25 protein-coding genes and 1 pseudogene are annotated in these 23,272 nt (G+C 66.9%); 13 read left to right on the forward strand and 13 right to left on the reverse strand.

The genetic code is table 11. The features are described from left to right. Positions 1 to 9: 9 nt before the first annotated feature. The 7 genes and pseudogenes from ACSQ24_RS15310 to ACSQ24_RS15340 form a co-directional block, all read right to left on the reverse strand. Entirely contained in the window at positions 10 to 657 is a 648-nt protein-coding gene (locus tag ACSQ24_RS15310; RefSeq protein WP_436095501.1) for a riboflavin synthase, read from the reverse strand. Further along, positions 657 to 1,754, reverse strand: coding sequence for a bifunctional diaminohydroxyphosphoribosylaminopyrimidine deaminase/5-amino-6-(5-phosphoribosylamino)uracil reductase RibD (gene ribD / locus ACSQ24_RS15315; RefSeq protein WP_436095502.1), 1,098 nt, complete (start codon positions 1,752 to 1,754; stop codon positions 657 to 659). Before ribD ends, ACSQ24_RS15310 begins: the two co-directional genes overlap by 1 nt. After that, a pseudogene (gene nrdR / locus ACSQ24_RS15320) lies at positions 1,717 to 2,277 on the reverse strand (transcriptional regulator NrdR); the annotation flags it as partial. The pseudogene nrdR and the gene ribD, both read right to left, overlap by 38 nt. A gap of 9 nt (positions 2,278 to 2,286) precedes the next feature. Then, positions 2,287 to 2,754, reverse strand: a complete 468-nt coding sequence (locus ACSQ24_RS15325) for a PIN domain-containing protein (protein WP_436095503.1) — start codon at positions 2,752 to 2,754, stop codon at positions 2,287 to 2,289. Next, entirely contained in the window at positions 2,744 to 2,998 is a 255-nt protein-coding gene (locus ACSQ24_RS15330) for a hypothetical protein (RefSeq protein ID WP_436095504.1), read from the reverse strand. Before ACSQ24_RS15330 ends, ACSQ24_RS15325 begins: the two co-directional genes overlap by 11 nt. A 55-nt stretch (positions 2,999 to 3,053) precedes the next feature. Next, positions 3,054 to 4,352 carry a serine hydroxymethyltransferase gene (glyA, locus tag ACSQ24_RS15335; protein ID WP_436095505.1) on the reverse strand — a complete coding sequence of 433 codons (1,299 nt, stop codon included), beginning with the start codon at positions 4,350 to 4,352 and terminating at the stop codon, positions 3,054 to 3,056. A 110-nt stretch (positions 4,353 to 4,462) separates the two neighbouring features. Continuing rightward, positions 4,463 to 4,897, reverse strand: coding sequence for a helix-turn-helix domain-containing protein (locus tag ACSQ24_RS15340; protein ID WP_436095506.1), 435 nt, complete (start codon positions 4,895 to 4,897; stop codon positions 4,463 to 4,465). A 69-nt stretch (positions 4,898 to 4,966) separates the two neighbouring features. On the opposite strand from ACSQ24_RS15340, the gene ACSQ24_RS15345 reads away from it, so the two are divergent. Continuing rightward, a complete protein-coding gene (locus tag ACSQ24_RS15345) occupies positions 4,967 to 6,175 on the forward strand; it encodes an MFS transporter (protein WP_436095507.1) in 1,209 nt (402 codons plus the stop codon). Between the two features lie 165 nt (positions 6,176 to 6,340). Beyond that, positions 6,341 to 7,603: a Na+/H+ antiporter NhaA gene (gene nhaA, locus ACSQ24_RS15350; protein ID WP_436095508.1), complete on the forward strand. Its 1,263-nt coding sequence runs from the start codon at positions 6,341 to 6,343 to the stop codon at positions 7,601 to 7,603. A gap of 294 nt (positions 7,604 to 7,897) precedes the next feature. On the opposite strand, the gene ACSQ24_RS15355 is transcribed toward nhaA, so the two are convergent. Next, a complete protein-coding gene (locus ACSQ24_RS15355; protein WP_436095509.1) occupies positions 7,898 to 9,139 on the reverse strand; it encodes a L,D-transpeptidase family protein in 1,242 nt (413 codons plus the stop codon). Positions 9,140 to 9,351: 212 nt separating this feature from the next. On the opposite strand from ACSQ24_RS15355, the gene ACSQ24_RS15360 reads away from it, so the two are divergent. Then, positions 9,352 to 9,636: a hypothetical protein gene (locus ACSQ24_RS15360; RefSeq protein ID WP_436095510.1), complete on the forward strand. Its 285-nt coding sequence runs from the start codon at positions 9,352 to 9,354 to the stop codon at positions 9,634 to 9,636. A 79-nt stretch (positions 9,637 to 9,715) separates the two neighbouring features. On the opposite strand, the gene ldtR is transcribed toward ACSQ24_RS15360, so the two are convergent. The 3 genes from ldtR to ACSQ24_RS15375 form a co-directional block, all read right to left on the reverse strand. Beyond that, entirely contained in the window at positions 9,716 to 10,228 is a 513-nt protein-coding gene (ldtR, locus tag ACSQ24_RS15365; protein ID WP_186420735.1) for a transcriptional regulator LdtR, read from the reverse strand. Positions 10,229 to 10,435: 207 nt separating this feature from the next. After that, a complete protein-coding gene (locus ACSQ24_RS15370; protein ID WP_436095511.1) occupies positions 10,436 to 10,879 on the reverse strand; it encodes a DUF6163 family protein in 444 nt (147 codons plus the stop codon). Between the two features lies 1 nt (position 10,880). Then, positions 10,881 to 11,933 (reverse strand): enoyl-CoA hydratase/isomerase family protein, encoded by a 1,053-nt coding sequence (locus ACSQ24_RS15375; RefSeq protein ID WP_436095512.1) that lies wholly within the window; start codon positions 11,931 to 11,933, stop codon positions 10,881 to 10,883. Positions 11,934 to 12,142: 209 nt separating this feature from the next. On the opposite strand from ACSQ24_RS15375, the gene hemB reads away from it, so the two are divergent. Then, positions 12,143 to 13,207 (forward strand): porphobilinogen synthase, encoded by a 1,065-nt coding sequence (gene hemB, locus ACSQ24_RS15380; protein ID WP_436095513.1) that lies wholly within the window; start codon positions 12,143 to 12,145, stop codon positions 13,205 to 13,207. Here hemB and ACSQ24_RS15385 read toward each other — a convergent pair. Next, the gene (locus ACSQ24_RS15385; protein ID WP_436095514.1) at positions 13,191 to 13,946 is read right to left on the reverse strand and encodes a class I SAM-dependent DNA methyltransferase; all 756 of its coding nucleotides are present in this window, start codon (positions 13,944 to 13,946) and stop codon (positions 13,191 to 13,193) included. The genes hemB and ACSQ24_RS15385 overlap by 17 nt on opposite strands. Positions 13,947 to 14,045: 99 nt before the next feature. Here ACSQ24_RS15385 and ACSQ24_RS15390 point away from each other — a divergent pair, with 99 nt between their 5' ends. Genes ACSQ24_RS15390 through ACSQ24_RS15400 form a run of 3 tightly spaced genes read left to right on the forward strand, consistent with a single transcriptional unit; the run spans position 14,046 to position 17,233 of the window. Further along, positions 14,046 to 15,437, forward strand: coding sequence for a branched-chain amino acid ABC transporter permease (locus tag ACSQ24_RS15390; RefSeq protein WP_436095515.1), 1,392 nt, complete (start codon positions 14,046 to 14,048; stop codon positions 15,435 to 15,437). Between the two features lie 21 nt (positions 15,438 to 15,458). Next, positions 15,459 to 16,703 carry a threonine ammonia-lyase gene (locus ACSQ24_RS15395; protein WP_436095516.1) on the forward strand — a complete coding sequence of 415 codons (1,245 nt, stop codon included), beginning with the start codon at positions 15,459 to 15,461 and terminating at the stop codon, positions 16,701 to 16,703. Between the two features lie 56 nt (positions 16,704 to 16,759). Further along, positions 16,760 to 17,233 (forward strand): RDD family protein, encoded by a 474-nt coding sequence (locus ACSQ24_RS15400; RefSeq protein ID WP_436095517.1) that lies wholly within the window; start codon positions 16,760 to 16,762, stop codon positions 17,231 to 17,233. Here ACSQ24_RS15400 and ACSQ24_RS15405 read toward each other — a convergent pair. Beyond that, positions 17,230 to 18,060 carry a class I SAM-dependent methyltransferase gene (locus ACSQ24_RS15405; protein WP_436095518.1) on the reverse strand — a complete coding sequence of 277 codons (831 nt, stop codon included), beginning with the start codon at positions 18,058 to 18,060 and terminating at the stop codon, positions 17,230 to 17,232. The genes ACSQ24_RS15400 and ACSQ24_RS15405 overlap by 4 nt on opposite strands. A gap of 165 nt (positions 18,061 to 18,225) precedes the next feature. On the opposite strand from ACSQ24_RS15405, the gene ACSQ24_RS15410 reads away from it, so the two are divergent. The 6 genes from ACSQ24_RS15410 to ACSQ24_RS15435 all read left to right on the forward strand — a co-directional run bounded on the left by ACSQ24_RS15410 (position 18,226) and on the right by ACSQ24_RS15435 (position 23,173). Then, complete coding sequence (locus ACSQ24_RS15410) at positions 18,226 to 18,972, forward strand: arginyltransferase (RefSeq protein WP_436095519.1); 747 nt, start codon at positions 18,226 to 18,228, stop codon at positions 18,970 to 18,972. A 241-nt stretch (positions 18,973 to 19,213) separates the two neighbouring features. Beyond that, positions 19,214 to 19,861 carry an RraA family protein gene (locus tag ACSQ24_RS15415; protein ID WP_436095520.1) on the forward strand — a complete coding sequence of 216 codons (648 nt, stop codon included), beginning with the start codon at positions 19,214 to 19,216 and terminating at the stop codon, positions 19,859 to 19,861. Continuing rightward, a complete protein-coding gene (locus ACSQ24_RS15420; protein ID WP_436095521.1) occupies positions 19,861 to 20,178 on the forward strand; it encodes a UxaA family hydrolase in 318 nt (105 codons plus the stop codon). Before ACSQ24_RS15415 ends, ACSQ24_RS15420 begins: the two co-directional genes overlap by 1 nt. 235 nt (positions 20,179 to 20,413) lie before the next feature. After that, on the forward strand, positions 20,414 to 21,613 hold the full coding sequence (locus ACSQ24_RS15425; protein ID WP_436095522.1) for a UxaA family hydrolase: 1,200 nt from the start codon (positions 20,414 to 20,416) through the stop codon (positions 21,611 to 21,613). A gap of 206 nt (positions 21,614 to 21,819) precedes the next feature. Beyond that, on the forward strand, positions 21,820 to 22,182 hold the full coding sequence (locus tag ACSQ24_RS15430) for a peptidoglycan-binding domain-containing protein (RefSeq protein ID WP_436095523.1): 363 nt from the start codon (positions 21,820 to 21,822) through the stop codon (positions 22,180 to 22,182). Positions 22,183 to 22,246: 64 nt separating this feature from the next. Then, positions 22,247 to 23,173 carry a hypothetical protein gene (locus tag ACSQ24_RS15435; protein WP_436095524.1) on the forward strand — a complete coding sequence of 309 codons (927 nt, stop codon included), beginning with the start codon at positions 22,247 to 22,249 and terminating at the stop codon, positions 23,171 to 23,173. Positions 23,174 to 23,272 lie beyond the last annotated feature (99 nt).

Raw genomic sequence — 23,272 nt, forward strand, 5'->3', positions numbered from 1 at the left:
GGACGCTGGTTAGCCGCCCGGGCGCGCCTCCGCAAGCCGCGCGGCATACCGCGCCATCAGATCGACCTCGACATGGACGCCGTCCCCCTTGCTGCGCTCGCCCCAGGTGGTGACGCTGAAGGAGTGCGGGATCAGGAGCACGGTGAAGACATCGTCCTCGACGGTGTTGACCGTCAGCGATGTCCCGTCGAGGCAGATCGAGCCCTTGGCGGCGATGAAGCGGGCGAGCCCTTGCGGGGCGCGGATATGGAAGCGCGCCGTCGCGCCCCAGGGTTCGTTCGGGTCAGCTGCGATCTCGTCGATCTTCAGGATCCTGCCGACGCCGTCGACATGGCCGGTGACGAGATGGCCGCCGAGCTCGTCGCCCATCTTGAGCGAGCGTTCGAGATTGATCTTGGTGCCAGGCGCCCACTCGCCGACCGACGTCTTCGCCAGAGTCTCGGCCGCCGCCTCGACCTGGAATGTGCTGCCCGGCTCGCCATCCTGGCGCGGGTTCAGCGCCGTCACGGTCAGGCAGACGCCGGCGCAGCAGATCGAGGCGCCGATCTCGATGCCGGATGCTTCCCAGGGACAGGAAATGTCGAACTGCTTGAGGCTGGGGCCCTTGCTCTCGGCGCGGGTGACGGTGCCGATGGCGGTGACGATGCCGGTGAACATCAGGCAATCCTCGTGAAACGTTCGAAACGGTCGCAGCCGATCTGCCCGGCTTCGGTAACGGCGTAAATCTCGGGATCGGCAAGCAAAGCCGCAAGCTCTGGCCTGACGGCGACGATGCCCTCGCCGCCGAGCGGCTTCGGCGACGTCGAGACGATGACCTCGTCGGCGAAGCCTTGCAACGCCAGCTGTTCGCCGATGGTCGGACCACCTTCGGAGAAGACACGGGTGATGCCGCGCGTCGCCAGGAGGCGCAGCGCCTCGCCGAGGTCGAGATGGCCATCGGCGGCGCGGGAGACGCGCATGACCTCGGCGCCGGCGGCAACCAGCTTCTCCTCGGCCGCGACCGGCGCATCCTCGGCCGCGATCACCCAAAGCGGCACGGTCGTGGCTCCCTGCACCAATTTGGCGCTGAGCGGCAGGCGCAGCGATGAATCGAGCACGACGCGGATCGGCGAGCGGATCTCGAGCCCGGGCAGGCGCACGGTCAGCAGCGGATCGTCGGCGAGGACGCTGCCGATGCCGAGCATGATCGCGTCATGGCTGACACGCAGGCGATGCACCCACTCGCCCGATTCCGGGCAGGAGATGGCGAGACGGGCGCCCCCTGCCCCGCCGGCGAAGCCGTCCGCCGTGCGCGCGACCTTGAAGGTCACCATAGGCCGCCCCTCAGTCACCCGCAGCACATGGCCGCGATGGCTGCGCTGCGCCTGGCCTTCGAGTACGCCGACCGTGACCTCCACGCCCGCCATGCGCAGCAGGGCATGGCTGAGCCCGGCGATCTGCGGATTGGGATCGGCCATGGCGGAGACGACCCGCCTGACGCCGGCGAGCAAAGTGCGCTCGACGCAAGGCGTGCCGCCGCGGATCGTGCGGTGCGAGCAGGGCTCCAGCGTGACGTAGAGCGTGCCGCCGCTCGCGGCTGTGCCGGCCTGCTCGAAGGCCATCGCCTCGCCATGCGGGCGGCCACCCGGCTGCGTGCGGCCCTCGCCGACGACCACGGGCCCATCCGGCCCATCGCGCACGACCACGGCGCCCACGCTGGGATTCGGCCAGGTCTGGCCGAGCCCGCGCGCGCCGAGCTCCAGCGCCCGCGCCATGAAGGCGCGGTCGATCTCGTCCTGGTCAGGCATCGTCGCGAGCAGGCGCCGGCTTGGTATCGGTGTCGATCTCGTCGCCGCCGAGCTGGCCGAGCAGCTCCTCGAAATCGCGCGCCTCGCGGAAATTCCTGTAGACCGAGGCAAAGCGGACATAGGCGACGTCGTCGAGCGCCTTCAGCCCTTCCATCACCAGTTCGCCGATGGTCGAGCTCTGGATCTCGGCCTCGCCGGAGCTTTCGAGCTGGCGGACGATGCCGTTGACCATGCGCTCGATCCGCTCGGGCGCGACGGAGCGCTTGCGCAGCGCCACCTCGATCGAGGTCTGCAGCTTGTCGCGATCGAAAACGGTGCGCCGGCCGGAGCGCTTGACCACGGTGAGCTCGCGCAACTGCACGCGCTCGAAGGTGGTGAAGCGGCCGCCGCAATCGGGACAGACGCGCCGGCGCCGGATCGAGGCGTGATCGTCGGTCGGCCGCGAATCCTTCACCTGGGTATCGAGCGAGCCGCAATAGGGACAGCGCATGGCGGGCTTTCAATCGATCGGTTTGATGGTTTCGCGCACCAGAGCGGCCCGCAAATTAGCGCTCGACCAGGACGGCCAACCTGTCCCAGCGAAGTCGCGATCATGAGACCAGATATCCGCTTCCGCCTGCCAAGCCAATGCCAGGATGTGTGCGTCTGATGCGCTGCCATTCCGCGACGCGGGAGCGAGCATCAGGGTTTTTGCCGCCTCTGGAAGCAAGCTGCCGTAGTCGCTTTCGGCAATGACGACGAGAACCTCGACCAATGTGGGGGCGAGCAAGGCGGATGGATGACCTTCTTCGACCAAGCGACTGGCGACGAGTTCGATTTCGGCGACAGCTCGCTCTGAGATCGCGAGCAGACGGCGCTGCCCGACGAACTCCAGAGCATCACCTGCTCGCAAACCGAGTGCCGAGCTCAAAACAATGTTGGCATCGACAATCAGAATTGGCGATGGCGGCCGCACGTCAGCCTTCACGCTCCTCGACCTGCCGCTCAAGTGCCGCTGTTTCTTCCGGCGAGCGACGCTTGGCGAGCTCGCGCGACGTTCTCAACAGCTCAGCGACGTAAGCAGCCGGGTCATCATCCGCGTTACGCGCGCGCGCAGCGCGCGAGCCGACGGCATCTCGCAGAAAATCGAAATCGGCACGCGCGGTCGGCAGGGTTTTCAAACCAGCCGCCGCCATTCGCTGCAATTCCTCGATCTTGGTCGTCTTCGCCATCGTCAGCCTCGCTACGCCCGACCGTAGCACAAATTGGCAACGATGCGCAGCTCGCTCAATAGATCGGGAAGCGCGCGGTCAGCTCGTGGGCCTTGGCCTTGACCGCCTGCTCGACCGCAGCATTGCCCTCCTCGCCATTGGCGGCGAGGCCGTCGAGCACCTCGGCGATCAATTCGCCGACCTTCTTGAACTCGGCGACGCCGAAGCCGCGCGAGGTCGCCGCCGGCGTGCCGAGACGGATGCCTGAGGTCACCATCGGCTTCTCGGGATCGAAGGGGATGCCGTTCTTGTTGCAGGTGATATGAGCCCGACCGAGCGCGGCCTCGGCCGCCTTGCCGGTGACCTTCTTCGAGCGCAGGTCGACCAGCATCAGATGGTTGTCGGTGCCGCCGGTGACGAGGTCGAAGCCCTTGCTCTTCAGGGTCTCGGCGAGCGCCTTGGCGTTGGCGACGACGGCGTGGGCGTAGGTCTTGAACTCCGGGCGCAGCGCCTCCTCGAAGGAGACGGCCTTGGCGGCGATGACGTGCATCAGCGGCCCGCCCTGCAGGCCCGGGAACACGGCCGAGTTGATCTTCTTGGCGATGGCCTCGTCATTGGTCAGCACCATGCCGCCGCGCGGACCACGCAGGGTCTTGTGCGTGGTGGTGGTGACGACATGGGCGTGCGGGAACGGCGAGGGATGGGCGCCGCCGGCGACGAGCCCGGCGAAATGGGCGATGTCGACCATGAAATAGGCGCCGACCTTGTCGGCGATCTCGCGGAAGCGGGCGAAGTCCCAATGGCGGGCATAGGCCGAGCCGCCGGCGACGATGACCTTCGGCTTGTTCTCGACCGCGAGGCGCTCCATCGCGTCATAGTCGATGATCTGGTCGACGACGCAGACGCCGTAAGGCACGACCTTGAACCACTTGCCCGACTGGTTGACCGGGGCGCCATGGGTGAGATGACCGCCGGCTGCGAGATCGAGGCCCATGAAGGTGTCGCCCGGCTGCATCAGCGCCATGAACACGGCCTGGTTGGCCTGGCTGCCGGAGTTCGGCTGGACGTTGGCGAACTGGCAATCGAACAGGCGGCAGGCGCGTTCGATCGCGAGCTTCTCGGCGATGTCGACGAACTGGCAGCCGCCATAATAACGCCGACCCGGATAGCCCTCGGCGTATTTGTTGGTCATCACCGAGCCCTGCGCTTCCAGCACGGCGCGCGAGACGATGTTCTCGGAAGCGATCAGCTCGATCTCGTCGCGCTGGCGACCGAGCTCGAGCTCGATGGCGCGGGCGATCTCCGGATCGACATCGGCAAGCGAGGCGCCGAAGAAGGAGTTGGAGAGGTGCTTGTCCAGCGCGGCTTCGGTCATATCCGGCTCCTGAAGAATGCGGCGGCCGATCGCGGCCTCGCCCCGTGGGCGGTCCCTATCACGCGATGTGAGGCTGTCCAAGTGATAGATGGCCGCGGGAGGCGGTGCGTTCACCGTGTCCGTGGCGACTTGCGGGACGGGCGATAAACCAGCCTCTCGCGTGACGCCGCCTGCATGAGCTTGCGGAAAGTCGGGCACTCCAGATGGCTCGGCGCCGGGCAGTCGGCGACGTGGCGCAGGACATCCCGCAGCGTCCGCAACTCGACCATCTGCCGCTGCAGCTCATCCGCCCTGACACGCAGCTGGTCGCGGGGGATGTCGGGCTTCCCGTCCCGCCCGAACATGCCGGCGATCTCCTCCAGTGAAAAACCGGCCGCCTTACCCATGGCGATCAGCGACAATTTCAGCAGCACATCGGCATCGAACTGCCGGCGCAAGCCATGCCGCCCGAGCGAGGCGATCAGGCCGATCTCCTCATAGTAGCGCAGGGTCGACGGCACGACGCCCGAGCGCTCCGCGACCTCGCCGATATCGAGAACACGCATGGCTTGACCTCAAGTCGGCTTTAACTTGTACGCTCTGCCGAACTTATCATTTCGGCAAGAGGAAAAATCATGGAAGCTATTCTCGTATCAAAGCAAATCCCGGTCTGGCAGGACCGGCGGGCCATCGCCCTTCTGATGGCTGCATCGCTCACCACAATGGCGAATGCGACGATCGCCCCGGCGCTGCCCGGGCTCGAGCGCCTGTTCGCGGATGATCCCAACGCCGCGCTGCTGACGCGGCTCTTGGTGCCGGCGCCATCGCTCGCCGTCGCGATCTGCGCGCCGCTGGCGGGACTCGCGGCCGACCGGATCGGGCGCCGCAGGCTGCTGCTCTTTGGCGTGGTCCTCTTCGTGATTTCGGGCTGTGCCGGGCTCGTCCTACCGGACCTGCCGACGATCTTCGCGAGCCGCCTCGTGCTCGGCGTCGCTGTCGCTCTGATCATGACGGCGCAAACGGCGCTGATCGGCGACTACTTCAGCGGCGACGACCGCAATGCGCTGACCGGCCTGCAGATCTCGGCCCGCAATCTCGGCGGGCTGGTCTTCATCCTCACCGCCGGCTGGGTCGCGACGATCTCGCCGCGCCTGCCCTTCGCGATCTACGGCCTGGCGGCCGCCTTCCTGCCGCTGATGTGGCTGGTCATCGTCGATCCGCCGCGCCTGTCGCCGGCCTTCGGCCCAAAAATGACGGGCGAGAGCGACGACCGCCGACCCTGGCGGCTCCTCTTCACCATGCTGGTGCTGCTCCAGGGCATCACCAACATGATCTTCTTCATCATGCCGACGCAGCTGTCGTTCTTCCTGGATGCGCGAGGCTATGACAGCGCGACCATGACCGGCGCGGCGCTCGGCGTGCTGATGCTGGCTGGCGGCGGTTTCGCACTGCTTTACCCCCGCATCCAGCGCACGGTCGGCTATGCCGGCATCTTCGCGCTGGGCTATGGCGCCATGGCGCTCGGCTTCCTGCTGCTGGTCACTGCCTCGGTGCCCCCAGCGATCTTCAGCGCCGTCGCGGCGATCGGCGCAGGCTACGCACTGGTCTCGCCGAGCTTCATCGCCCTCGCCCTCAACCTCGCACCGCCGCAGAAGCGTGGCCTGGCCGGCGGCATCCTGACCGCCTCGATCTTCATCGGCCAGTTCTGCTCGCCGCTGCTCAGCACACCTTTGATCATAGGCTACGGTTATGCTGGTCTCTTTGGCGGCACAGCCGTGCTGCTCGCCATCATGACGGCCATCGCCGCCCTGGGAGGTGGCGTGGACCGACTTCGCGGGCGATAGTGCGGCGATATGGAATGCAGAATCGCGTCCGCTCTGCTCTATTTCACAGGTCGAGTGAGCCGACTCGCCGCCTATTGGCACAACCGTCGGCTGCAATAGAATCGACATCGGGATGTCGCAGCGCGCCTGCGATATCGAGGCGACAAGACGAAGGGGGATGCCGGCGTGACCCAGGATGCGCAGCAGATCGAAGCCGAGGCTCCGGAATGGCCGCCCAAACGCCGCTCGCCCCTGCACGCCTTCCTTGAAAGCGGGGCGGCGGCCGGCGTCCTGCTGGTCTGTTCCGCGGCCCTGGCGCTGATCATCGCAAATTCGGCGCTGGGCGTCGTCTATTTCACGATCCTGGAGGCGAAGGTCGCGGGCCTCTCGATCCTGCACTGGATCAACGATGCGCTGATGGCGCTGTTCTTCCTGCTCGTCGGGCTGGAGATCAAGCGCGAGTTCATCGAGGGCCAGCTCGCGACATGGAGCCGGCGCGCCCTGCCGGCACTCGCCGCGCTCGGCGGCATGGTCGCGCCTGCCCTGATCTATGCCGCGCTCGCCAAAGGCGATGCCGAGGCATTGCGCGGTTGGGCGATCCCTGCCGCCACCGACATCGCCTTTGCGCTCGGCGTGCTCGCCATCCTCGGCTCGCGCGTGCCGGTCTCGCTCAAGATCTTCCTGACCGCGCTCGCCATCCTCGACGATCTCGGCGCGATCCTGATCATCGCCCTGTTCTATTCCGGCAACCTCTCGCTGCCGATGCTGGCTGGTGCTGCCGCCTGCCTCGCCGTGCTGATCGCGCTCAACCTGCGCGGCGTCCGCCTGCTGCCGCTCTATCTCGCCATCGGCGCCCTGCTCTGGTTCTTCGTGCTGAAATCCGGCATCCACGCCACGCTCGCCGGCGTCGCGCTGGCGCTGACCATTCCGCTCGGCGGCCACGGCACCGAGAGCGACGAGCCCGAGCATTCGCCGTTGCACGTGCTGGAGCACAGGCTCCATCCCTGGTCGTCCTATTTCATCGTGCCGATCTTCGGCTTCGCCAATGCTGGCGTCTCGATCGCCGGCATGTCGCCCTCGCTGCTCTTGACGCCGGTGCCGCTCGGCATCGTGCTCGGGCTCTTCCTCGGCAAGCAGATCGGCGTCTTCGGCTTCGCCTGGCTCGCGGTCCGGCTCGGCCTCGGCACCATGCCGGCCAAGGCGACCTGGGCGCAGGTCTATGGCGTCTCGCTGCTCTGCGGCATCGGCTTCACCATGAGCCTGTTCATCGGTGCGCTGGCCTTCGCCGCCAATGCCTCGCTCAACGACGCGACCAAGATCGGCGTGCTCGCCGGCTCGGCGCTGTCGGCGGTGATCGGCTATGTCGTGCTCCACTTCGCGGGCCGGCATCTGGCGACGGTGGAGGATGAGCCCGCGCCGGCGGCCGTGCCGCGGAAGCGGGCGCACTGAGAGGCGCCATCACAAAATCGCCGCAGCTGCGGCGGAACCAAGGCGAGCGAGCTGCGTCGCCCTCCACAGCGGCGGAGGTGGCAATGGGGTTCAGTCTTCTGGAAATCTCGATTGTGATGGCCTGCATCTCGTTGCTCGGCTTCCTGATCGCCGACAACCTGGTCTGATCGAGCGGATCGGTGCGGCCTTTGTTTCCTGGCCGCTTGCGGGGGGCATCCGAACTGAACCGGTCCCTGAAACGAAACGACCCGCCGTTGCCGGCGGGTCGTGCAGTCGATTGTCAGGCCGAGGCGCTCAGATGTCCTGATCGCCTTCCAGCCTGGCGACCGGCACCGGGCCGAGGCCGTCCTTGTTGTAGATGTCGTCGCGGAACTGCACGCCGCCATCGGGCGTCGCCCAGGCGGTGACATAGACCCAGTAGCACGGCACCGGATTGGCGATGCGGGCATTGACGCGCTCGCCCGAGGCGATCGTCTCGTCGATCTTGGCGCGATCCCAGCCGGGCGTCTCTTTCAGCAGGAAGGCGATGTAGTCGCGCACGTTCTGGACGCGGATGCAGCCGGAGGAGACGAAGCGGAAATCGTCGCCGAAGATGCCCTTCGACGGCGTGTCGTGCATGTAGACGCCGTGCGAGCTCGGAATGTTGATGCGCACGAAGCCGAGCGAATTGAACTCGCCGCCCGGATCCTGGCGGAAGGTATAGCGGGTCGCTTCATCCGAGCGCCAGTTGACGCGTTCGGGCGGGATTTCGCCGCTCGGTCCGATGATGCGGATCTTGTTCTCGGTCAGGTAGCTCGGCTCCTTCTGCATCTTCGGGATCAGATCCTTGCGGATGATCGAAGCGGGAACCGTCCAGGTCGGGTTGAAATTGACCTCGGGGATCTTGGTCTGCAGCAGCGGCGACTGGCGATCGATCTTGCCGACGCCGGCGGCGTGGCGGGTCGCGACATGGCCGTTCTCGACCGTCTCGACCGCAGCCGCCGGGATGTTGGCGACGACATAGCGGTTGCCGAGATTGCCCGACCAGGTACGCAGGCGCACGATATTGGTCTCGAGCTGGCGGATGCGCCGGTCGACAGGTACGTTGAGCGCGGTGAGCGTGGCGCGATTGATGCTGCCGGTCGTCGACAGGCCCATGCGCGACTGGAACCGCCGCACGCCGCCCTCGACATAGGAATCATAGATGTTGCTGTCGCCGGCGGAGGCATCGAGATCGCCGGTGATGATCAACCGCTGGCGCAGCGCGACGACGCTGGCGCCGCGCGAGCCGACGGCGAGCTTGTCGCTGACCTGGAGAGGCTGCCAACCGCCGCGCGCGGCGAGCGCCCGATAGGCCTCGACGGCCTGCTCGGTGGCAGCGAGCGCTGCCGGCGACAGCATCGGCGTCGAGGAGCGCGCGACCGCGTTGCGCGCGCCGGCATCATAGCTCTGGCGCCATTCGGCCTGCTGGGCGAAAGCCGGCAGGCTGACGCCAGCGGCGGCGCTCGACAACAGGGCCAGGACCGTCTCGCGACGTGTCAGGCTTAGTTTCGGCATCGATCGTACCCCTTTGGACTTCGCATATCATCGGAGCGGGACGCGACCCGCCCCTTCGGCCTGGCATCTGCCACGCCGGTCGCTGGGGACGATCCCTTACCAGAGTTAACACCCTATGATGAGCGCGGCATTTTTAGGGCGGCGATGCGTCGCGCTCACGTGGGTTTGATCGCGGCGAGGTAGCAGCTACCCTTGTCCTCAGGGAGGAAACGATGCGGACGATTGTTTTTCTCGCGGCTTTTTCACTGGGCCTGCCGGCCCTGGCAGAGACAGGGGATGCTAAAATCCGCCGGCTCTGCGTCTCGACGACGCAGCAGGACTGCTGGATCAAGGGCGGCACGCCGCTCTGCGACCGCGCCGGCAAGGCCTGCAAGGATCTGCCGGACGCCACACCGGCCAAGGTCTTGTCAAAGGTAGGCCGGAAATGGCAGGTCGAGACCGAGCATGGCCGCGGCTACGTCTCCGACCGCCTCATGTTGATCGACGGCAGCAAGTAAACGCCGACGCATCCCGGCCCGGGGGGCCGAAGCGCACTGCGGAAAATCCTTTCGGGACGAGGGGCCAGCGCCCCGCTCGTCACAGCTTGTAGCGGATCTGGTCGGTCCAGAAGCGCTCGAGGCGCAGCAGGGCGTTGTTCATGCGCTCGAAGTCGTCGGCCGCGATGCCGCCGATCTGCTCGACCGTGCGGACATGCTTGTCGTAGACGCCCTTGACGATGTTGTGCACCTCGCGGCCCTTGTCGGTCAGGCTGATGCGCACCGAACGACGGTCGATCCGCGACCGGGCATGGTGCAGGAAGCCGAGCTCGACCAGCTTCTTGACGTTGTAGGAGACGTTCGAGCCGAGATAGTAGCCGCGGGTGCGCAGCTCGCTGGCGGAGAGCTCGGCGTCGCCGATATTGTAGAGCAGCAGCGCCTGCACGCTGTTGACGTCGTCGCGGTTACGGCGCTCGAATTCATCCTTGATGACGTCGAGCAGCCGGCGATGCAGCCGCTCGACCAAGGTGAGGGACTCAAGGTAAAGCGGCTTCACCTTGAGCTGAACCTCATCAGCCGCAGCTGGCTCCACAGTCTTTACATTGCTCTTCATGGTATATCCCGCCTGTTGCATGTCGGCCAGGATTTGTCTCCCGGTCCGCTTCTGAGAGACACCATAGGCAGAGCGGATGAAAACGAGTTTAAATATCAGGATGAATCAGGGATTTACCCATTTGGGTGAATCCAAAATGAACCGCAAGTCTCTTAAGCTAAAGCGTTTCTTACCGCAGCCCGCCGCATTCGACGCGCGCGGACGGGCTCAGGTGTCCTGGTTTTCCGCCGCCCAGGTCGCCAGGAAATAGGCCAGCATCAATGCGACATAGGTGCCGATCAAAGCGGGCGACAGCGTCAGCCAGCGCGGGAAGAAGAAGCCGAGCAGGAGCTGGCTGACGGCAGCGAGCAGCCAGAGCACGCCGCCCCAGGTCGCGGTCAGCCAGAGGCCGACGCCGGCGACGAGATCGAAGACCGCGAAATACACGGTGATCGCCTGGAAAGTCAGCGGACGCGCTTCGAAAGCGGGCCCAGGCTCCAGCCAAAGTCCGAGGCCGAGGATCATCGCCCAGTGGTACAGGCCCTTGCCGATCCACACCACCGAGAGCAGGCGCAGCAGCCAGACCAGGAGCAGCCGCCAGCGTATGCCGCGCCTGGCCTCGCCGGCCGGGCGCGGGCCACGCAGAACCTCGCCGTCGCGCAAAGCCGCCATCTCAGGCGCCCACAACCAGCTCGGTCGTTCCGAGCGGGGCGAAATAGGCTGCGACCGCCGCCGGATCGAGCTCTTCCAGCGTCTGCGGCCGCCAGGACGGAGCCTGGTCCTTGTCGATCACCACGGCGCGGACGCCCTCATAGAAATCATGGCCGCGGGAAATCCGCGAGACGATGCGGAATTCGAGCTGCATTGCCTCTGCGAGATTCAGCGAGGCGCCGCGGCGCATCTGCTCGAAGGCGATGGCGACGCTGGTCGGCGACTTCGCCCGGATCGTGGCGAGCGCCTTGGCGGCGAAGGCATCGCCAGCCGCCCTGGCATCGAGCCGGCCGAGGACGTCAGGCAGCGTCGCCGCACCGAAGCAATGCGCGATTGTCTCCCGCTCCGGCGCGAGCTTGCCCGGCCCGGGATCTCCAGCGAAACGGGCGATCACGGCGTCGACCGGTTCGGAACCAGTCAGTGCCTCGGCGAGCCCGGCCATGCGCGCCGAGGGCACCGCGTGCGTCGCGAGCCCAAGCGCCAGCGCATCGGCCTGGCCGACACGGTCGCCGGTCAAGGCGAGATAGGTGCCAGCGTGATCCGGCAGGCGCGGCAAGGCATAGGTCGCGCCGACATCCGGGAAGAAGCCGATGCCGACCTCCGGCATGGCGAAGAGCCAGCGCTCGCCGGCGACGCGGTAGCTGCCGTGCAGGGAGAGGCCGACGCCGCCACCCATGACGATGCCGTCGACCAGCGCGATATAGGGCTTGGGATAGCTCTGGATACGGGCGTTGAGGATGTATTCCTCGCGCCAGAAGGCGAGCATCTCGTCATATTGTCCGGCCTTGCCGAGATCGTGCAGGCTGCGGATGTCACCACCGGCGCAGAACGCCTTCTCGCCGGCACCGGTCACGACGATGCGCGTGACGGCAGGATCGTGCTCCCAGGCACCCAGCGCCTTGGCCAGCTCGCGCACCATGACGAGATTGAGCGCGTTCAGCGCCTTCGGCCGGTTGAGCACGACGAAGCCGGCGCTGCCGCGGGTTTCGCAGATGATGTCCGGCTCGTCCGACATGGCACTCTTTTCGTCTGGTTCGACCCCGTGTTTGGGCGTTGGCCGGAGGCCTGTCAACGCGCCGGCCGGCGCGCAGCCGCACGCGCGCCTTGGCGAAGTGCCCGCGCGAAGCGCGCAGCGCCATGCGACCATCGCGACTGTTTTGGAATGGTTCCGATGTGCTAAAGCATCGCCAGCAAGCAAGTATCGCGTTCGAAGCGGAGGCGTTGATGGCATCTCGGGTTGTGCGGCCCTTCCCCGCGCCGCAGGCGCGGGGGGCCGAGGCTGCGGCCGCCATGACGGACGCGCTCGGGCTCACCCGCCGCATGCGCCGCAACCGCAAGGCGGACTGGTCGCGCCGGCTGGTGCGCGAGAATCGCCTCACCACCGACGACCTGATCTGGCCGATCTTCCTGATCGATTCGGCCGAGCCGATCTCGCCGGTCGCCTGGATGCCCGGCGTCGACCGGCTCAACATCGACGAAGCGGTGCGCCAGGCCGAGGCCGCGGCAAGGCTCGGCATCCCTGCGATCGCGCCCTTCCCTTATGTCGACCAGGCGCTACGCGACGAGACCGGCTCGGAAGCGCTGAACAGCCGCAATCTGATGTGCCGCGCGGTGCGTGCGATCAAGGCAGCGGTGCCGGAGATCGGCATCATCTGCGACGCGGCGCTCGATCCCTATACTTCGCACGGCCATGACGGCGTGATGGATGGCGAGAAGATCCTGAACGACGCCAGCGTCGGCATCCTCGTCCGGCAGGCGCTGGCGCTGGCCGACGCCGGAGCCGACGTGATTGCGCCCTCCGACATGATGGACGGGCGCGTCGGCGCGATTCGCGCGGCGCTCGACGGCGGCGGCCATGAGGACGTGCAGATCATGGCCTATTCGGCCAAGTACGCCTCGGCCTATTACGGGCCGTTCCGCGATGCGATCGGCACCAACGCCACGCTCATCGGCGACAAGCGCACCTACCAGATGGACCCGGCCAACACCGACGAGGCGATCGCCGAGGTTGCGCTCGACCTCGAGGAAGGCGCCGACATGGTGATGATCAAGCCCGGCCTGCCCTATCTCGACGTGATCGCAAGGGTGAAGGACACCTTCGCGGTGCCGACCTTCGCCTACCAGGTCTCCGGCGAGTACGCGATGATCATGGCGGCGGCCAATAATGGCTGGCTCGATGGCGACAAGGCGATGCTGGAGAGCTTGCTCGCCTTCAAGCGCGCCGGCGCCGACGGCGTGCTGACCTATTTCGCGCCGCGGGTGGCGAAGATCCTCAAGGCCTACGGCTGACCTCACCGAGCAGGCGATAGACGGAGACGTGCGAGCGCGACTCCGCCGTGAACGGCGCGCCGCCCCAATCGGCATGCCGGCTCTCGCGTTCGAAGCCGGCCAGCTGAGCCATCAGATCGAGCTCGGCCGGCCAGATGTAGCGATGCGGTGAGCGGAAGACCTCGGCCTGCCTGCCCTCGCCGAACCTGACATGGTGGGAGACCACCTGCTGGTGCAGCGTGTCGTAGGTATCGAGGCCGATATAGCCCGTTTCCGACTGCCAGACGACCGCCTGCTGCCCGGGCGGCAGCTTGCGCAGTTCCGGCACCCAGAGCTCGACCACAAAACACCCGCCGGGCGAGAGGTGGCGCGCCGCATTGCGGAAGCATGCCACCTGCTCTTCCTGCGTGAGCAGGTTCGAGATCGTGTTGTAGACGAGGTAGACGAGCGAATAGCTCCCGGGAGCGGTGGCTGTCGCCATATCGCCGATCACGACGGGAATCGTCGCTTCATCCACCTTGGTCCGCAATTGGACGACCATCGCGGGTGAGAACTCGATACCTGCCACGGGAACCTTCCGCTCGCTGAGCGGCACGGCGACGCGGCCGGTCCCGATCGCAAATTCGAGTGCTGCGCCGCCCTCAGCGAGTTGCGCCAGCCTTTCGACCGCTGGCTCCAGCACGTCGGGCGAGAACATCCCGGTGCCGGGCGTGTCATAGGATTTGGCCGCCTCGTTGTCCCAGATCTCATCCTGCTGCATGCCAGACATCCCGCTGCGCGACCGGGCCGGCCAGCATCCCCACGGGGCCCGGATCGGATGTGCGCCGCTCTGCTAATTTATCAAGGCTGCAACGAGCATATGACGAGCGCCAATGCTGCGAGTTCCAACGCCTCGGTTCTCGCGCTAGCGTCACCGTCGATGCGCGCCCTGTTCACGTCGATTCTGCTCTGCCTCGCGCTCGCTGCCTGCGGGCGCTTCGACACCGATCAGATCCGTGCCTGCCGGCTGGCCATCCCGGCGCTGAACCCGTCAGATACCGTCATCACCATCGAGGGCACCGGTACCGGCCCGCGGGCCGACATCCTGCGCATCGCCTACCGGGCGCAGGCACCGGACACCCAGCCGCGCCGGCGCACCATCGACTGCATCTTCGCCGGCGAAGGCACCACGCTGCAGCGCGGCGCGCTGGCGGGGCTCGCTTCCGACGGCGTGCCGATGACCGATGCGAGCTTCCTGCTGCTGCGGCGCTTCTATCTCGAATACAAGGCCGAGCCGCCGGTCGATCCGGGCGCCTCTCCGGGCGCCGGCCTGGTCGTTCTGCCGCCCGGCCTCGCCTACGGCCTGCAGCAGGGGCTCGCCGCCCTGCCCTCGGCCGCGATCTATGCGCTGCTCGCCAGCGCCTATGCGCTGATCTACGGGCTCAACGGCCGCATCCTGCTGACCTTCGGCGAGTTCTCGGCGCTGGGCGCGCTCGCCGCCGTTGTCGGCGTGGCGCTGACCTTGTCGCTCGCCGTCTCGACGCCGGTCTCGGGCCTGTTCATCGCCTTCGCCGTCGCCATCACGGTCAGCGGGCTGCACGGCTTCGCCATGGGCCGCTTCGTGCTGCGCCATCTCGACAAGAGCAACGGCCAGCAGGTGCTGATCGCGACGATCGGCCTCGCCATCGCGCTCTCGGAATATTTGCGCCTCGCCCAGGGTCCCGAATTGCGCTGGCTGCCGCCGGTGTTCAACGAGCCGCTGCCGCTGGCGCGGGCCGAGCAGTTCATCGTCACGGCAACGCCGGTCTCGCTCGCCATGGCGGGGCTGGGCTTCTCGGCTGCGACCTGCCTCATCCTTTATCTCGCCCGCTCGTCTTACGGCCGAGCCTGGCGCGCGGTCTCCGACGATGCCCGCACAGCCTCGCTGTTCGGGATCGATCCTCGCGCAGTGCATGACCGGGCACTGATCATCGCCTGCGCGATCTGCGGCGCGGCCGGCGTCATCGTCACGGTGATCTATGGCGGCATGGGTTTCTCAGGTGGCTTCACGCTCGGCCTCAAGGCGCTGGTCGCGGCCGTGCTCGGCGGCATCGGCTCGGTGCCCGGCGCCTGCCTCGGCGGGCTCGTCATCGCCGCCTTCGAAGTGCTGTGGTCGGCGACGATGCCGCTCGAACAGCGCGACATCGCGGTCTATAGCTTGCTCGCCGTGACGCTGATCCTGCGCCCCGGCGGCTTCTTCGGCGATGGCGCGCTGACGCCGCGCCAAGTCTAGAACGACGCGATGGGGGACTGGATGGGCAGCGGCTTCGCGATCAGCTTCGCCGATATCGAGGCGGCTGCGCAGACCATCGAAGGCCATGTGCTGAAGACGCCGCTGATGGCGTCGCCAAGGCTGTCGGCACTCATCGGCGCCGAGATCTTCGTCAAGCACGAGAACATGCAGGCGACCGCCTCCTTCAAGGAGCGCGGCGCGGTCAACAAGCTACGCAGCCTGAACGACGACGAGAAGCGCCGCGGCGTCATCGCGATGTCAGCCGGAAACCATGCCCAGGCGGTCGCCTATCACGCCAAGCGCTTTGGCATCCCCGCGACCATCGTGATGCCGGACACGACGCCGCTGGTGAAGATCGAGAATACCCGCGCCTATGGTGCGGAGATCGTGCTGTTCGGCGAGACACTCTACGAGTCGGCCCAGAAGGCGCGGGAGATCGCGGCCGAAAAGAGCCTGGTCTTCGTCCACCCTTACGACGATGCGGCGGTGATGGCCGGCCAGGGCACGGTCGCGCTGGAGATGCTGCGCGAGGCGCCCGATCTCGACATGCTGCTGATCCCGCTCGGCGGCGGCGGGCTGATGGCCGGCAACGCCGTCGCCGCAAAGGCGCTGAAGCCGTCGATCGAGCTGATCGGCGTCGAGGCGGCGCTCTACCCGTCCTTCCACAACGCCGTGCATGACACGGCGATGCCGATCGGCGGCGCGACGCTGGCGGAGGGCATTGCGGTCAAGACCGTCGGCACGCAGACCCTGCCGGTGATTAAGGCGCTGGTCTCCGACATCGTGCTCGTCGGCGAGGACCTGATTGAGCGCGCCGTCAACGCCTACGCGACCTTGCAGCACACATTGGCGGAAGGCGCCGGCGCCGCCGGACTCGCGGCGATGCTGAAGGAACCGGAGCGCTATCGCGGCCGCAAGGTCGGGCTCGTGCTCTGCGGCGGCAATATCGATCCGCGCCTGCTCGCCGCGATCATGGTGCGCGAGCTCGAGCGCGAGCAACGCATCGCCGCCTTCCGCCTCACCGCCAGCGACCGGCCCGGCCTGCTCGGCAAGGTCGCCAGCCTGTTCGGCGCGCTTGGCGCCAACATCCTCGAGGTCAGCCATGGCCGGCTCTTCCTCGACGTGCCGGCCAAGGGCGTGACGCTCGACGTCACCGTCGAGACCCGCGACGAGGCGCACACCGCCGCGATCGAGGAGGCGCTGCGCAAGGAAGGCCTCGCGCCGCGCCGGATCTACCCGCGTGGTCTTGCGGAACCGGGTGGCTGATCAAACATTGTCCACCAGCGGGCACTCTCCGCCCGCAGGAGATTGGAAAGCCATCGATGTCGAACCCGTCCTATCGCCAGCCGCCGATCGTCGCGCTGGAGGACCGGCCGCTGCAGGATACGCGCGGCGTGCTCGGTTCGCGCCTGTTCGCCTGGATCGGCGACGTGATCGTCCTGTTCATCCTCGGCAGCATCGTCTGGTTCCTGCTGGCGATCCTCGGCATCGTCACCTTCGGCCTGACCTGGCTCCTGATGGGCGGAGCGACGGTCGCTGTCGCGCTTGGCTATGCCGCCATCACGATCGGCGGGCGCAAGCAGGCGACGCTCGGCATGCGCATGGCCGGCCTTCGGGTCGAAACCGCTTCGGGCGGGCGGCCGGATGCGCTGGCGGCGGCGGTGCATGCGCTGTTCTTCTATGTCGCGGCCGGCACGGTCGCCCTCTGGTTCCTCGACATCGCCTGCGGGCTGGTGCGTGGGGATCGCCGGCTCGGTCACGACATCCTGACCGGGCTCGTGGTGGTGCGCGCCTAAAAGCGGTAGCGCAGCAGCAGGCCGATGCGCGCCAGCGGCGGGACCAGCGAGAAGAACTGGATCGCCAGCCGCGCCGGCCAGGACATGCGCGCGATCTGCGCCGGGTCGTAGCCATCGGGATCGTAGGCTGTCAGCTCGGCCACCAGCGTGAGGCCCGGCACCTGCCGCTCCAGATCGGCGGGGTCGTCGAGCGCCCAGTGCAATGTCGCACCGGTCGCCTTGATCGAAGGCTGCAGCGCGATCATGCGCAGGCCGAAATCACTATAGGCGTCGAAGACGATCTCGCCGGTCCGACAGTGCCACACCAGCCGTTCCAGCAGCAGCGGCACCTCCTCTTCCGGCAGGTAAGGCAGAAGGCCCTCGGCGACGATCATCGTCGGGCGATCCTGCGGCAGGTCGTCGAGCCAGCCCGGCTCCGTCACGGACGAGCCGATCAGGTGGCAGTTCTCGCGCGTCGGATAGAGCTTGCGCCTGAGCGCGATGACGTCCGGATAATCGACCTCGTACCAGTCGACGCCGGCAGGCGGATCGATGCGGGAGATGCGGCTGTCGAGCCCGCAGCCGAGATGCAGGACGATCGCATCGTCATGATCAGCGAGGAAATCGCGCGTCCAGCCATCCAAGGTATGGGCCCGCATGGCGAGGCCGACCATCAGGTCGCGATCGACCTTGAGCCGGGCGAAATCATAGTCGATCCGGCTCGCCGCCTCCGCCGCGAAATGGTCTTTGAGCAGGGAATCGGGTAGCAGGCTCTCGCCGGCCTTGGCCCAGAGCGTGATCAGCAGGGTTTCCTTCTCGCGGGCCAACGCGACCGTTTCGGTCTGCATTCGATCCCCCTGCTCCGGGAGGCTTCCCGGCATCCCCTCGCGGGCAGGCTAACATTGGTGCGAGGGTTATCCCATGCGGTGCCGCGACCGCAGGCTTCGTGCTTGTTGCCGCCGCGCCGACTGCTAAACTCACCCCTACCTCGGCGGTTCCGGAGCCTGCCTGACGTGACACGTCCCTTGCGGGATGCCCCGCAATTCTACCTGACCTCGCCGACGCCCTGCCCCTATCTGCCGGGCCGCGAGGAACGCAAGGTGTTCACCCATCTCGTCGGGGCGCGGGCACGCGACCTCAACGACGTGCTCTCGCATGGCGGCTTCCGGCGTTCGCAGAGCATCGCCTATCGCCCGGCCTGCGAGACCTGCCGGGCCTGCGTCTCGGTGAGGATCGTCGTCGCCGATTTCCGGCCCTCGCGCGGCTTCCGCAAGATCGCCTCGCGCAACAGCGACCTGATCGGCGAGGCACTGCCGCCGCAGCCGCGCTCGGAGCATTATTCGCTGTTCCGCGGCTATCTCGATGACCGCCACCCCGAAGGCGGCATGGCGACGATGTCGGCGCTCGACTTCGCCATGATGGTCGAGGACACCCATGTCGAGACCAGCCTGATCGAATACCGCCGGCGCGGGCCCGACAGCGGCTTCACCGGCCGCGGCCAAGGCGACCTCTACGCCTTCGCCCTGACCGACCGGCTGAGCGACGGGCTCTCCATGGTCTATTCGGTCTACGATCCCGCTCTCGAGGCCCGCTCGCTCGGCACCTTCATGGTGCTCGAGCATGTCGAGCGCGCCCGCAAGCTCGGCCTGCCTTATGTCTATCTGGGCTACTGGGTCGAGGGCTCGCCGAAGATGGCCTACAAGGCCCGCTTCCTGCCGCAGGAGCGCCTGATGCCGCAAGGCTGGGAACGCGTCGGCTGACGTTGTCGGCACGTCATTCTCGGGCGAAGCGAAGCGCAGACCCGAGAATCTCATGACGAGAAGTTATCGACTTGAGCCTCTTCCGGCCGGAGATGCTCGGGTCAAGCCCGAGCATGACGAAAACCGTCGTTTAAATCGTTTAATACGCACGTCGGCGCTGCAAAAACCGCACTTGCCCGCTCAGCCACCCTCTGTGCAAGGTGCCGGCAAGACCGCCGGAGCGGTCGCCCCCGGAGGAAACATGACCGATACGCTGACCGAGCGCCTCGAACGCTGCTACACCGGCATCATCCACGACACGATGCGCGCCATGGGCCTGAAGGACTTCACCCTGCCGCCGGCGCTGCGCCCGCTGCTGCCCGGCGTGAAGCTCGCCGGCCCGGCCTTCACCGTCGAGGGCAAGACCGGCGAGTTCGATGCGCACGAGACCCTGCTCGGCTGGACCGGCCTGCTCTCGGCCGCCAAGCCCGGCCATGTCTGGGTCTGCCAGCCGAACACCGAGGAGGTCGCACTGATGGGCGAGCTCTCGGCCGAGACGCTGAAGAACAAGGGCGTGCGCGGCTGCGTCATCGACGGCCTGTCGCGCGACACCGAATTCATGGTCGAGATGGGCTTCCAGGCCTATTTCAAGGCCTATACGCCGCGCGACATCGTCGGTTTCTGGCTGCCCAAGGCCGTCGACGAGCCGATCAAGATCGGCGATGTCTGGATCCGGCCGGGCGACTACATCCTCGCCGACCGCGACGGCGTCGTGCGCATCCCGATCGAGATCATCGAGGAAGTCCTGGAGAAATCCGAAACGGCGATCTCGGCGGAAAACAAGGTGCGCACGGCGATCCTGGCCGGCACCGACCCGCAGCAGGCCTATCTGCAGTTCGGCAAGTTCTGATGTCCGAACACGATTCCCGCCTGATCCTGCTCGATCCGCGCGACAATGTCTTCGTCGCGCGCACCCGCCTGCCGGCGGGCGAGCGTATCGAGACCGGGACCGGTCAGGCGGTGATCGACCGCGAGATCGCGCTCGCACACAAGATCGCCCGGCGCGCCATCGCGCCCGGCGAGAAGATCCTGAAATACGGCGCGCCGATCGGCGTGGCGACCGAGGCCGTCGCCGCCGGCCATCACGTCCATGTCCAGAACATGAAGAGCGACTACACGCCGACCTATCATCTCGAGGACGAGCGCAAGGCTGGAGCGGCGCAATGAGCGGGCTCAAGCGAAGTGCTGAAAGGCGTTTCGGATCGGTCGCTGGAACCACCGCACGAAACCCCTCCACCTTGTGGGGAGGGGAAGGGGTGGGGGTCGGAAAGCCGGAGCGATCGATCGAACGCACTGGCCCTGTCGCCGATGCCAATGCCCTTTTCAATCCGGCGATCGCCAAGCGGAACCACCCCCATCCCCAACCCTTCCCCACAGGGGGGAAGGGAGAAGGTCGAACTCCATGACAAACCTCCAAGGCTATCTCCGCAGCGATGGCCGCAAGGGCATCCGCAACGTCGTCGCCGTCGCCTATCTGGTCGAATGCGCCCATCATGTCGCGCGCGAGATCGCCCTGCCCTGGCGCGAGCACGAGGTCCACGCCATCGGCTTCCCGGGCTGCTACCCGAACCCTTATGCCGAGCGGATGATGGAGCAGCTCTGCACCCATCCCAATGTCGGGGCGGTGCTGCTGGTCTCGCTCGGCTGCGAGAGCTTCAACAAATATGCATTGGAACGGGTGGTGCGTGCCAGCGGACGGCCGGTGAAGACGATCGTGATCCAGGGCACGGGCGGCACCCGCGCCTCGATCAAGGAAGGCCGCGCCTGGGTCGAGGAGCAGCGCATCGCGCTCGACAGCGCCGAAACCGTGCCGATGCAGGTCGGCGAGCTGGTGATCGGCACCGTCTGCGGCGGCTCGGACGGCACCTCCGGCATCACTGGCAACCCCGCTGCCGGCCGCGCCTTCGACCAGCTCATCGCCGAGGGCGCATCCTGCATCTTCGAGGAGACCGGCGAGCTGATCGGCTGCGAGCACATCATGGCGGCGCGCGCGATCACGCCCGAGCTCGGCGTCGAACTGGAGAGATCGGTCGCCAAGGCGGCGCGCTACTATGCGACGCTCGGCTACGGTTCCTTCGCCGCCGGCAATGCCGCGGGCGGGCTCTCGACCATCGAGGAGAAGTCAATGGGCGCCTACGCCAAATCCGGCGCCTCGCCGATCTCCGGCCTGTTGAAACCCGGCGACGTGCCACCGCGCGGCGGGCTCTATCTGCTCGACGTGGTGCCGGACGGCGAGGTGCGCTTCGGCTTCCCGAACATCAACGACAATGCCGAGATCGCGGAACTGATCGCCTGCGGCGCGCATTGTGTGCTGTTCGTCACCGGGCGCGGCTCGGTCGTCGGCTCGGCGATTTCGCCGGTGGTGAAGATCTGCGCCAATCCTGAGACCTATCGCCGGATGAGCGACGACATGGACGTCGATGCCGGCCGCATCCTCGAAGGCAGGGCAAGCCTCGACGAGGTCGGCACCGAGATCCGCAATCTCGTCGTCTCGCTGGCGCAGGGCGGGCGGACGAAGTCGGAAGAGCTCGGCCATCAGGAGTTCATCCTGACCTATAAGAGCTTCGAACCGCTCGGCCCGGCCTGTCTGCCGGCGGCTTAGCCCTCCCCCCGCTTGCGGTGGGAGGGTTGGGTGGGGGGCAGTACCGCTCGGCACCGGGCTGGAAGAAGTCGAGCTCCTGCTTTCCGGCCCCCCATCCCTAACCCTTCCCCACCGCAAGCGGGGGGAAGGGAAAGCACAACCGTCCTTGACCCTCCCCCTGCCTTGGACCTAACCTTGGGTCATCGGGGACGGGCAGGACCAAGACCATGGCGCTCACCTCGCCTCGTTTTTCCGCCAATGACCGCCTGAGGAAGGCTGCAGAGAACGCGCCGCCGTTGAAGCAGGGCGAGCGCGGCCAGGCCGTCGCCATCATCCAGCTGGCGCTGATCGATCTCGGCCTGGCGATGCCGAACTCGAGCAATCAGGGTCGCACTCTGCCCGATGGGATCTTCGGCCCGGAAACCGCGAGCCGCGTGCGCAGCTTCCAGACCGCCAACGGGCTCGTCGCCGACGCCATCGTCGGGCCGCTGACCATGGCGGCGCTGGAGCGCGCCATCATCGCGCAGAGCGCCATCAACCGCCGCGCCGACGCCGCCAAGGCACGCACGCACAGCGCAGCCGTTCGCTAGATCGACGCTCCCCGCCTCGAAGACCTGGGTGAAACCGGGCCATCCGCTATCAGCAGGAGTAGCCATGGTTATCGCGATCGCTCCCGGCAGCGCCACGATCACCGCCAGCAAGGGCGGCTCGCGCACCGACATCCATGTCGGCACCGAGCACGCCTTGCTTCATTGCACGACCAAGGTGCGCCGCGCCGCAGCCGACGAGGCGGCGGGGCATCCCGGTGATACCGGCCCGATGATCACCTGCACCGGCAGCGTGCTGATGTCGGGCGATCCGGCCAGCCGGCAGGACAAGATCGAGCTGATGACCAATTGGGAGTTCGGGATGATCCTGGTCTCCGACCTCTTGGTCTACGAGGCGCATTATGCCGGGCGGATGGCCAATGAGGGCAGCATCGTCGTCAATCTCAAATCGGCCTTCGGCACCAACCCCTCGCTGGACGGCGACGGTGATCTGCCGACCGTCGACGAGATGATCTTCGATCCGAGCAACCAGATCATCACCGACCAGACCACCGGGACCAAGGGCTTCCTGGTGACCTACAAGTTCGGCGACCATCCCAATAATCCATTTCCCCTGCGTCAGACCAATGCCGTGGCGCATTCGCCGAACTTCCTGCACACGGCCCGGCGCGACGAAGGCTTCATCGCCTATTTCGTCGCCAGGGAAGGCGGCAGGACGGTTCATCACCTGGCACGGATCGGTTGGCACGTGATCTGGCACGGCACGCTTGGCTGGACCTCGCCGACCACCAAGCCGACGGCCAGCATGGTGACCTCGCGTATCGATATCGGCCAGCCGACCACCGACGCGGTCGACAACACCGCCTTTCCGCGCTCGGCCGCCATCGCCAAGAATCCGCAGCGTCCGACCTGCAACGAGCAGGACGGCACCGCCTTCGACAGGGGCTACGGCCCGACCGCGAGCGCGTCGGTGCGGGCGGAGTCGACCACACGGCCCGGCAACCTGCCGAGCAGCTTCTTCCCGACGCCGTGAGTCAGATCTCACCCCGAAACTGCCCTGGCTGCACCGTCGGTTCGGCGGCCGGGAGACACGGCCGTCTCTAGCATCGGACCGAAAAGTGGAATCCACTTT

This window comes from Allobosea sp. LjRoot237, from assembly GCF_964253285.1.
Taxonomy (GTDB): domain Bacteria; phylum Pseudomonadota; class Alphaproteobacteria; order Rhizobiales; family Beijerinckiaceae; genus Allobosea.

Bases quoted from the DNA above. Each gene is read 5' to 3' on its own strand.
- ACSQ24_RS15340 (WP_436095506.1), bottom strand. From the start codon at position 4,897: ATGCGTGTTCTCGATATCGGCGAGGTCGCGGAGCGCTCGGGCGTCGTG.
- hemB (WP_436095513.1), top strand. From the start codon at position 12,143: ATGGCATCTCGGGTTGTGCGGCCCTTCCCCGCGCCGCAGGCGCGGGGG.
- ACSQ24_RS15370 (WP_436095511.1), bottom strand. From the start codon at position 10,879: ATGGCGGCTTTGCGCGACGGCGAGGTTCTGCGTGGCCCGCGCCCGGCC.
- ACSQ24_RS15420 (WP_436095521.1), top strand. From the start codon at position 19,861: ATGTCCGAACACGATTCCCGCCTGATCCTGCTCGATCCGCGCGACAAT.
- ACSQ24_RS15385 (WP_436095514.1), bottom strand. From the start codon at position 13,946: ATGCAGCAGGATGAGATCTGGGACAACGAGGCGGCCAAATCCTATGAC.
- ACSQ24_RS15415 (WP_436095520.1), top strand. From the start codon at position 19,214: ATGACCGATACGCTGACCGAGCGCCTCGAACGCTGCTACACCGGCATC.
- ACSQ24_RS15345 (WP_436095507.1), top strand. From the start codon at position 4,967: ATGGAAGCTATTCTCGTATCAAAGCAAATCCCGGTCTGGCAGGACCGG.
- ribD (WP_436095502.1), bottom strand. From the start codon at position 1,754: ATGGCGCGGGCGCTGGAGCTCGGCGCGCGCGGGCTCGGCCAGACCTGG.
- ACSQ24_RS15355 (WP_436095509.1), bottom strand. From the start codon at position 9,139: ATGCCGAAACTAAGCCTGACACGTCGCGAGACGGTCCTGGCCCTGTTG.
- ACSQ24_RS15405 (WP_436095518.1), bottom strand. From the start codon at position 18,060: ATGCAGACCGAAACGGTCGCGTTGGCCCGCGAGAAGGAAACCCTGCTG.
- ACSQ24_RS15330 (WP_436095504.1), bottom strand. From the start codon at position 2,998: ATGGCGAAGACGACCAAGATCGAGGAATTGCAGCGAATGGCGGCGGCT.
- ACSQ24_RS15390 (WP_436095515.1), top strand. From the start codon at position 14,046: ATGACGAGCGCCAATGCTGCGAGTTCCAACGCCTCGGTTCTCGCGCTA.
- glyA (WP_436095505.1), bottom strand. From the start codon at position 4,352: ATGACCGAAGCCGCGCTGGACAAGCACCTCTCCAACTCCTTCTTCGGC.
- ACSQ24_RS15400 (WP_436095517.1), top strand. From the start codon at position 16,760: ATGTCGAACCCGTCCTATCGCCAGCCGCCGATCGTCGCGCTGGAGGAC.
- ACSQ24_RS15395 (WP_436095516.1), top strand. From the start codon at position 15,459: ATGGGCAGCGGCTTCGCGATCAGCTTCGCCGATATCGAGGCGGCTGCG.
- ACSQ24_RS15375 (WP_436095512.1), bottom strand. From the start codon at position 11,933: ATGTCGGACGAGCCGGACATCATCTGCGAAACCCGCGGCAGCGCCGGC.
- ACSQ24_RS15425 (WP_436095522.1), top strand. From the start codon at position 20,414: ATGACAAACCTCCAAGGCTATCTCCGCAGCGATGGCCGCAAGGGCATC.
- ACSQ24_RS15430 (WP_436095523.1), top strand. From the start codon at position 21,820: ATGGCGCTCACCTCGCCTCGTTTTTCCGCCAATGACCGCCTGAGGAAG.
- ACSQ24_RS15310 (WP_436095501.1), bottom strand. From the start codon at position 657: ATGTTCACCGGCATCGTCACCGCCATCGGCACCGTCACCCGCGCCGAG.
- ldtR (WP_186420735.1), bottom strand. From the start codon at position 10,228: ATGAAGAGCAATGTAAAGACTGTGGAGCCAGCTGCGGCTGATGAGGTT.
- ACSQ24_RS15360 (WP_436095510.1), top strand. From the start codon at position 9,352: ATGCGGACGATTGTTTTTCTCGCGGCTTTTTCACTGGGCCTGCCGGCC.
- ACSQ24_RS15435 (WP_436095524.1), top strand. From the start codon at position 22,247: ATGGTTATCGCGATCGCTCCCGGCAGCGCCACGATCACCGCCAGCAAG.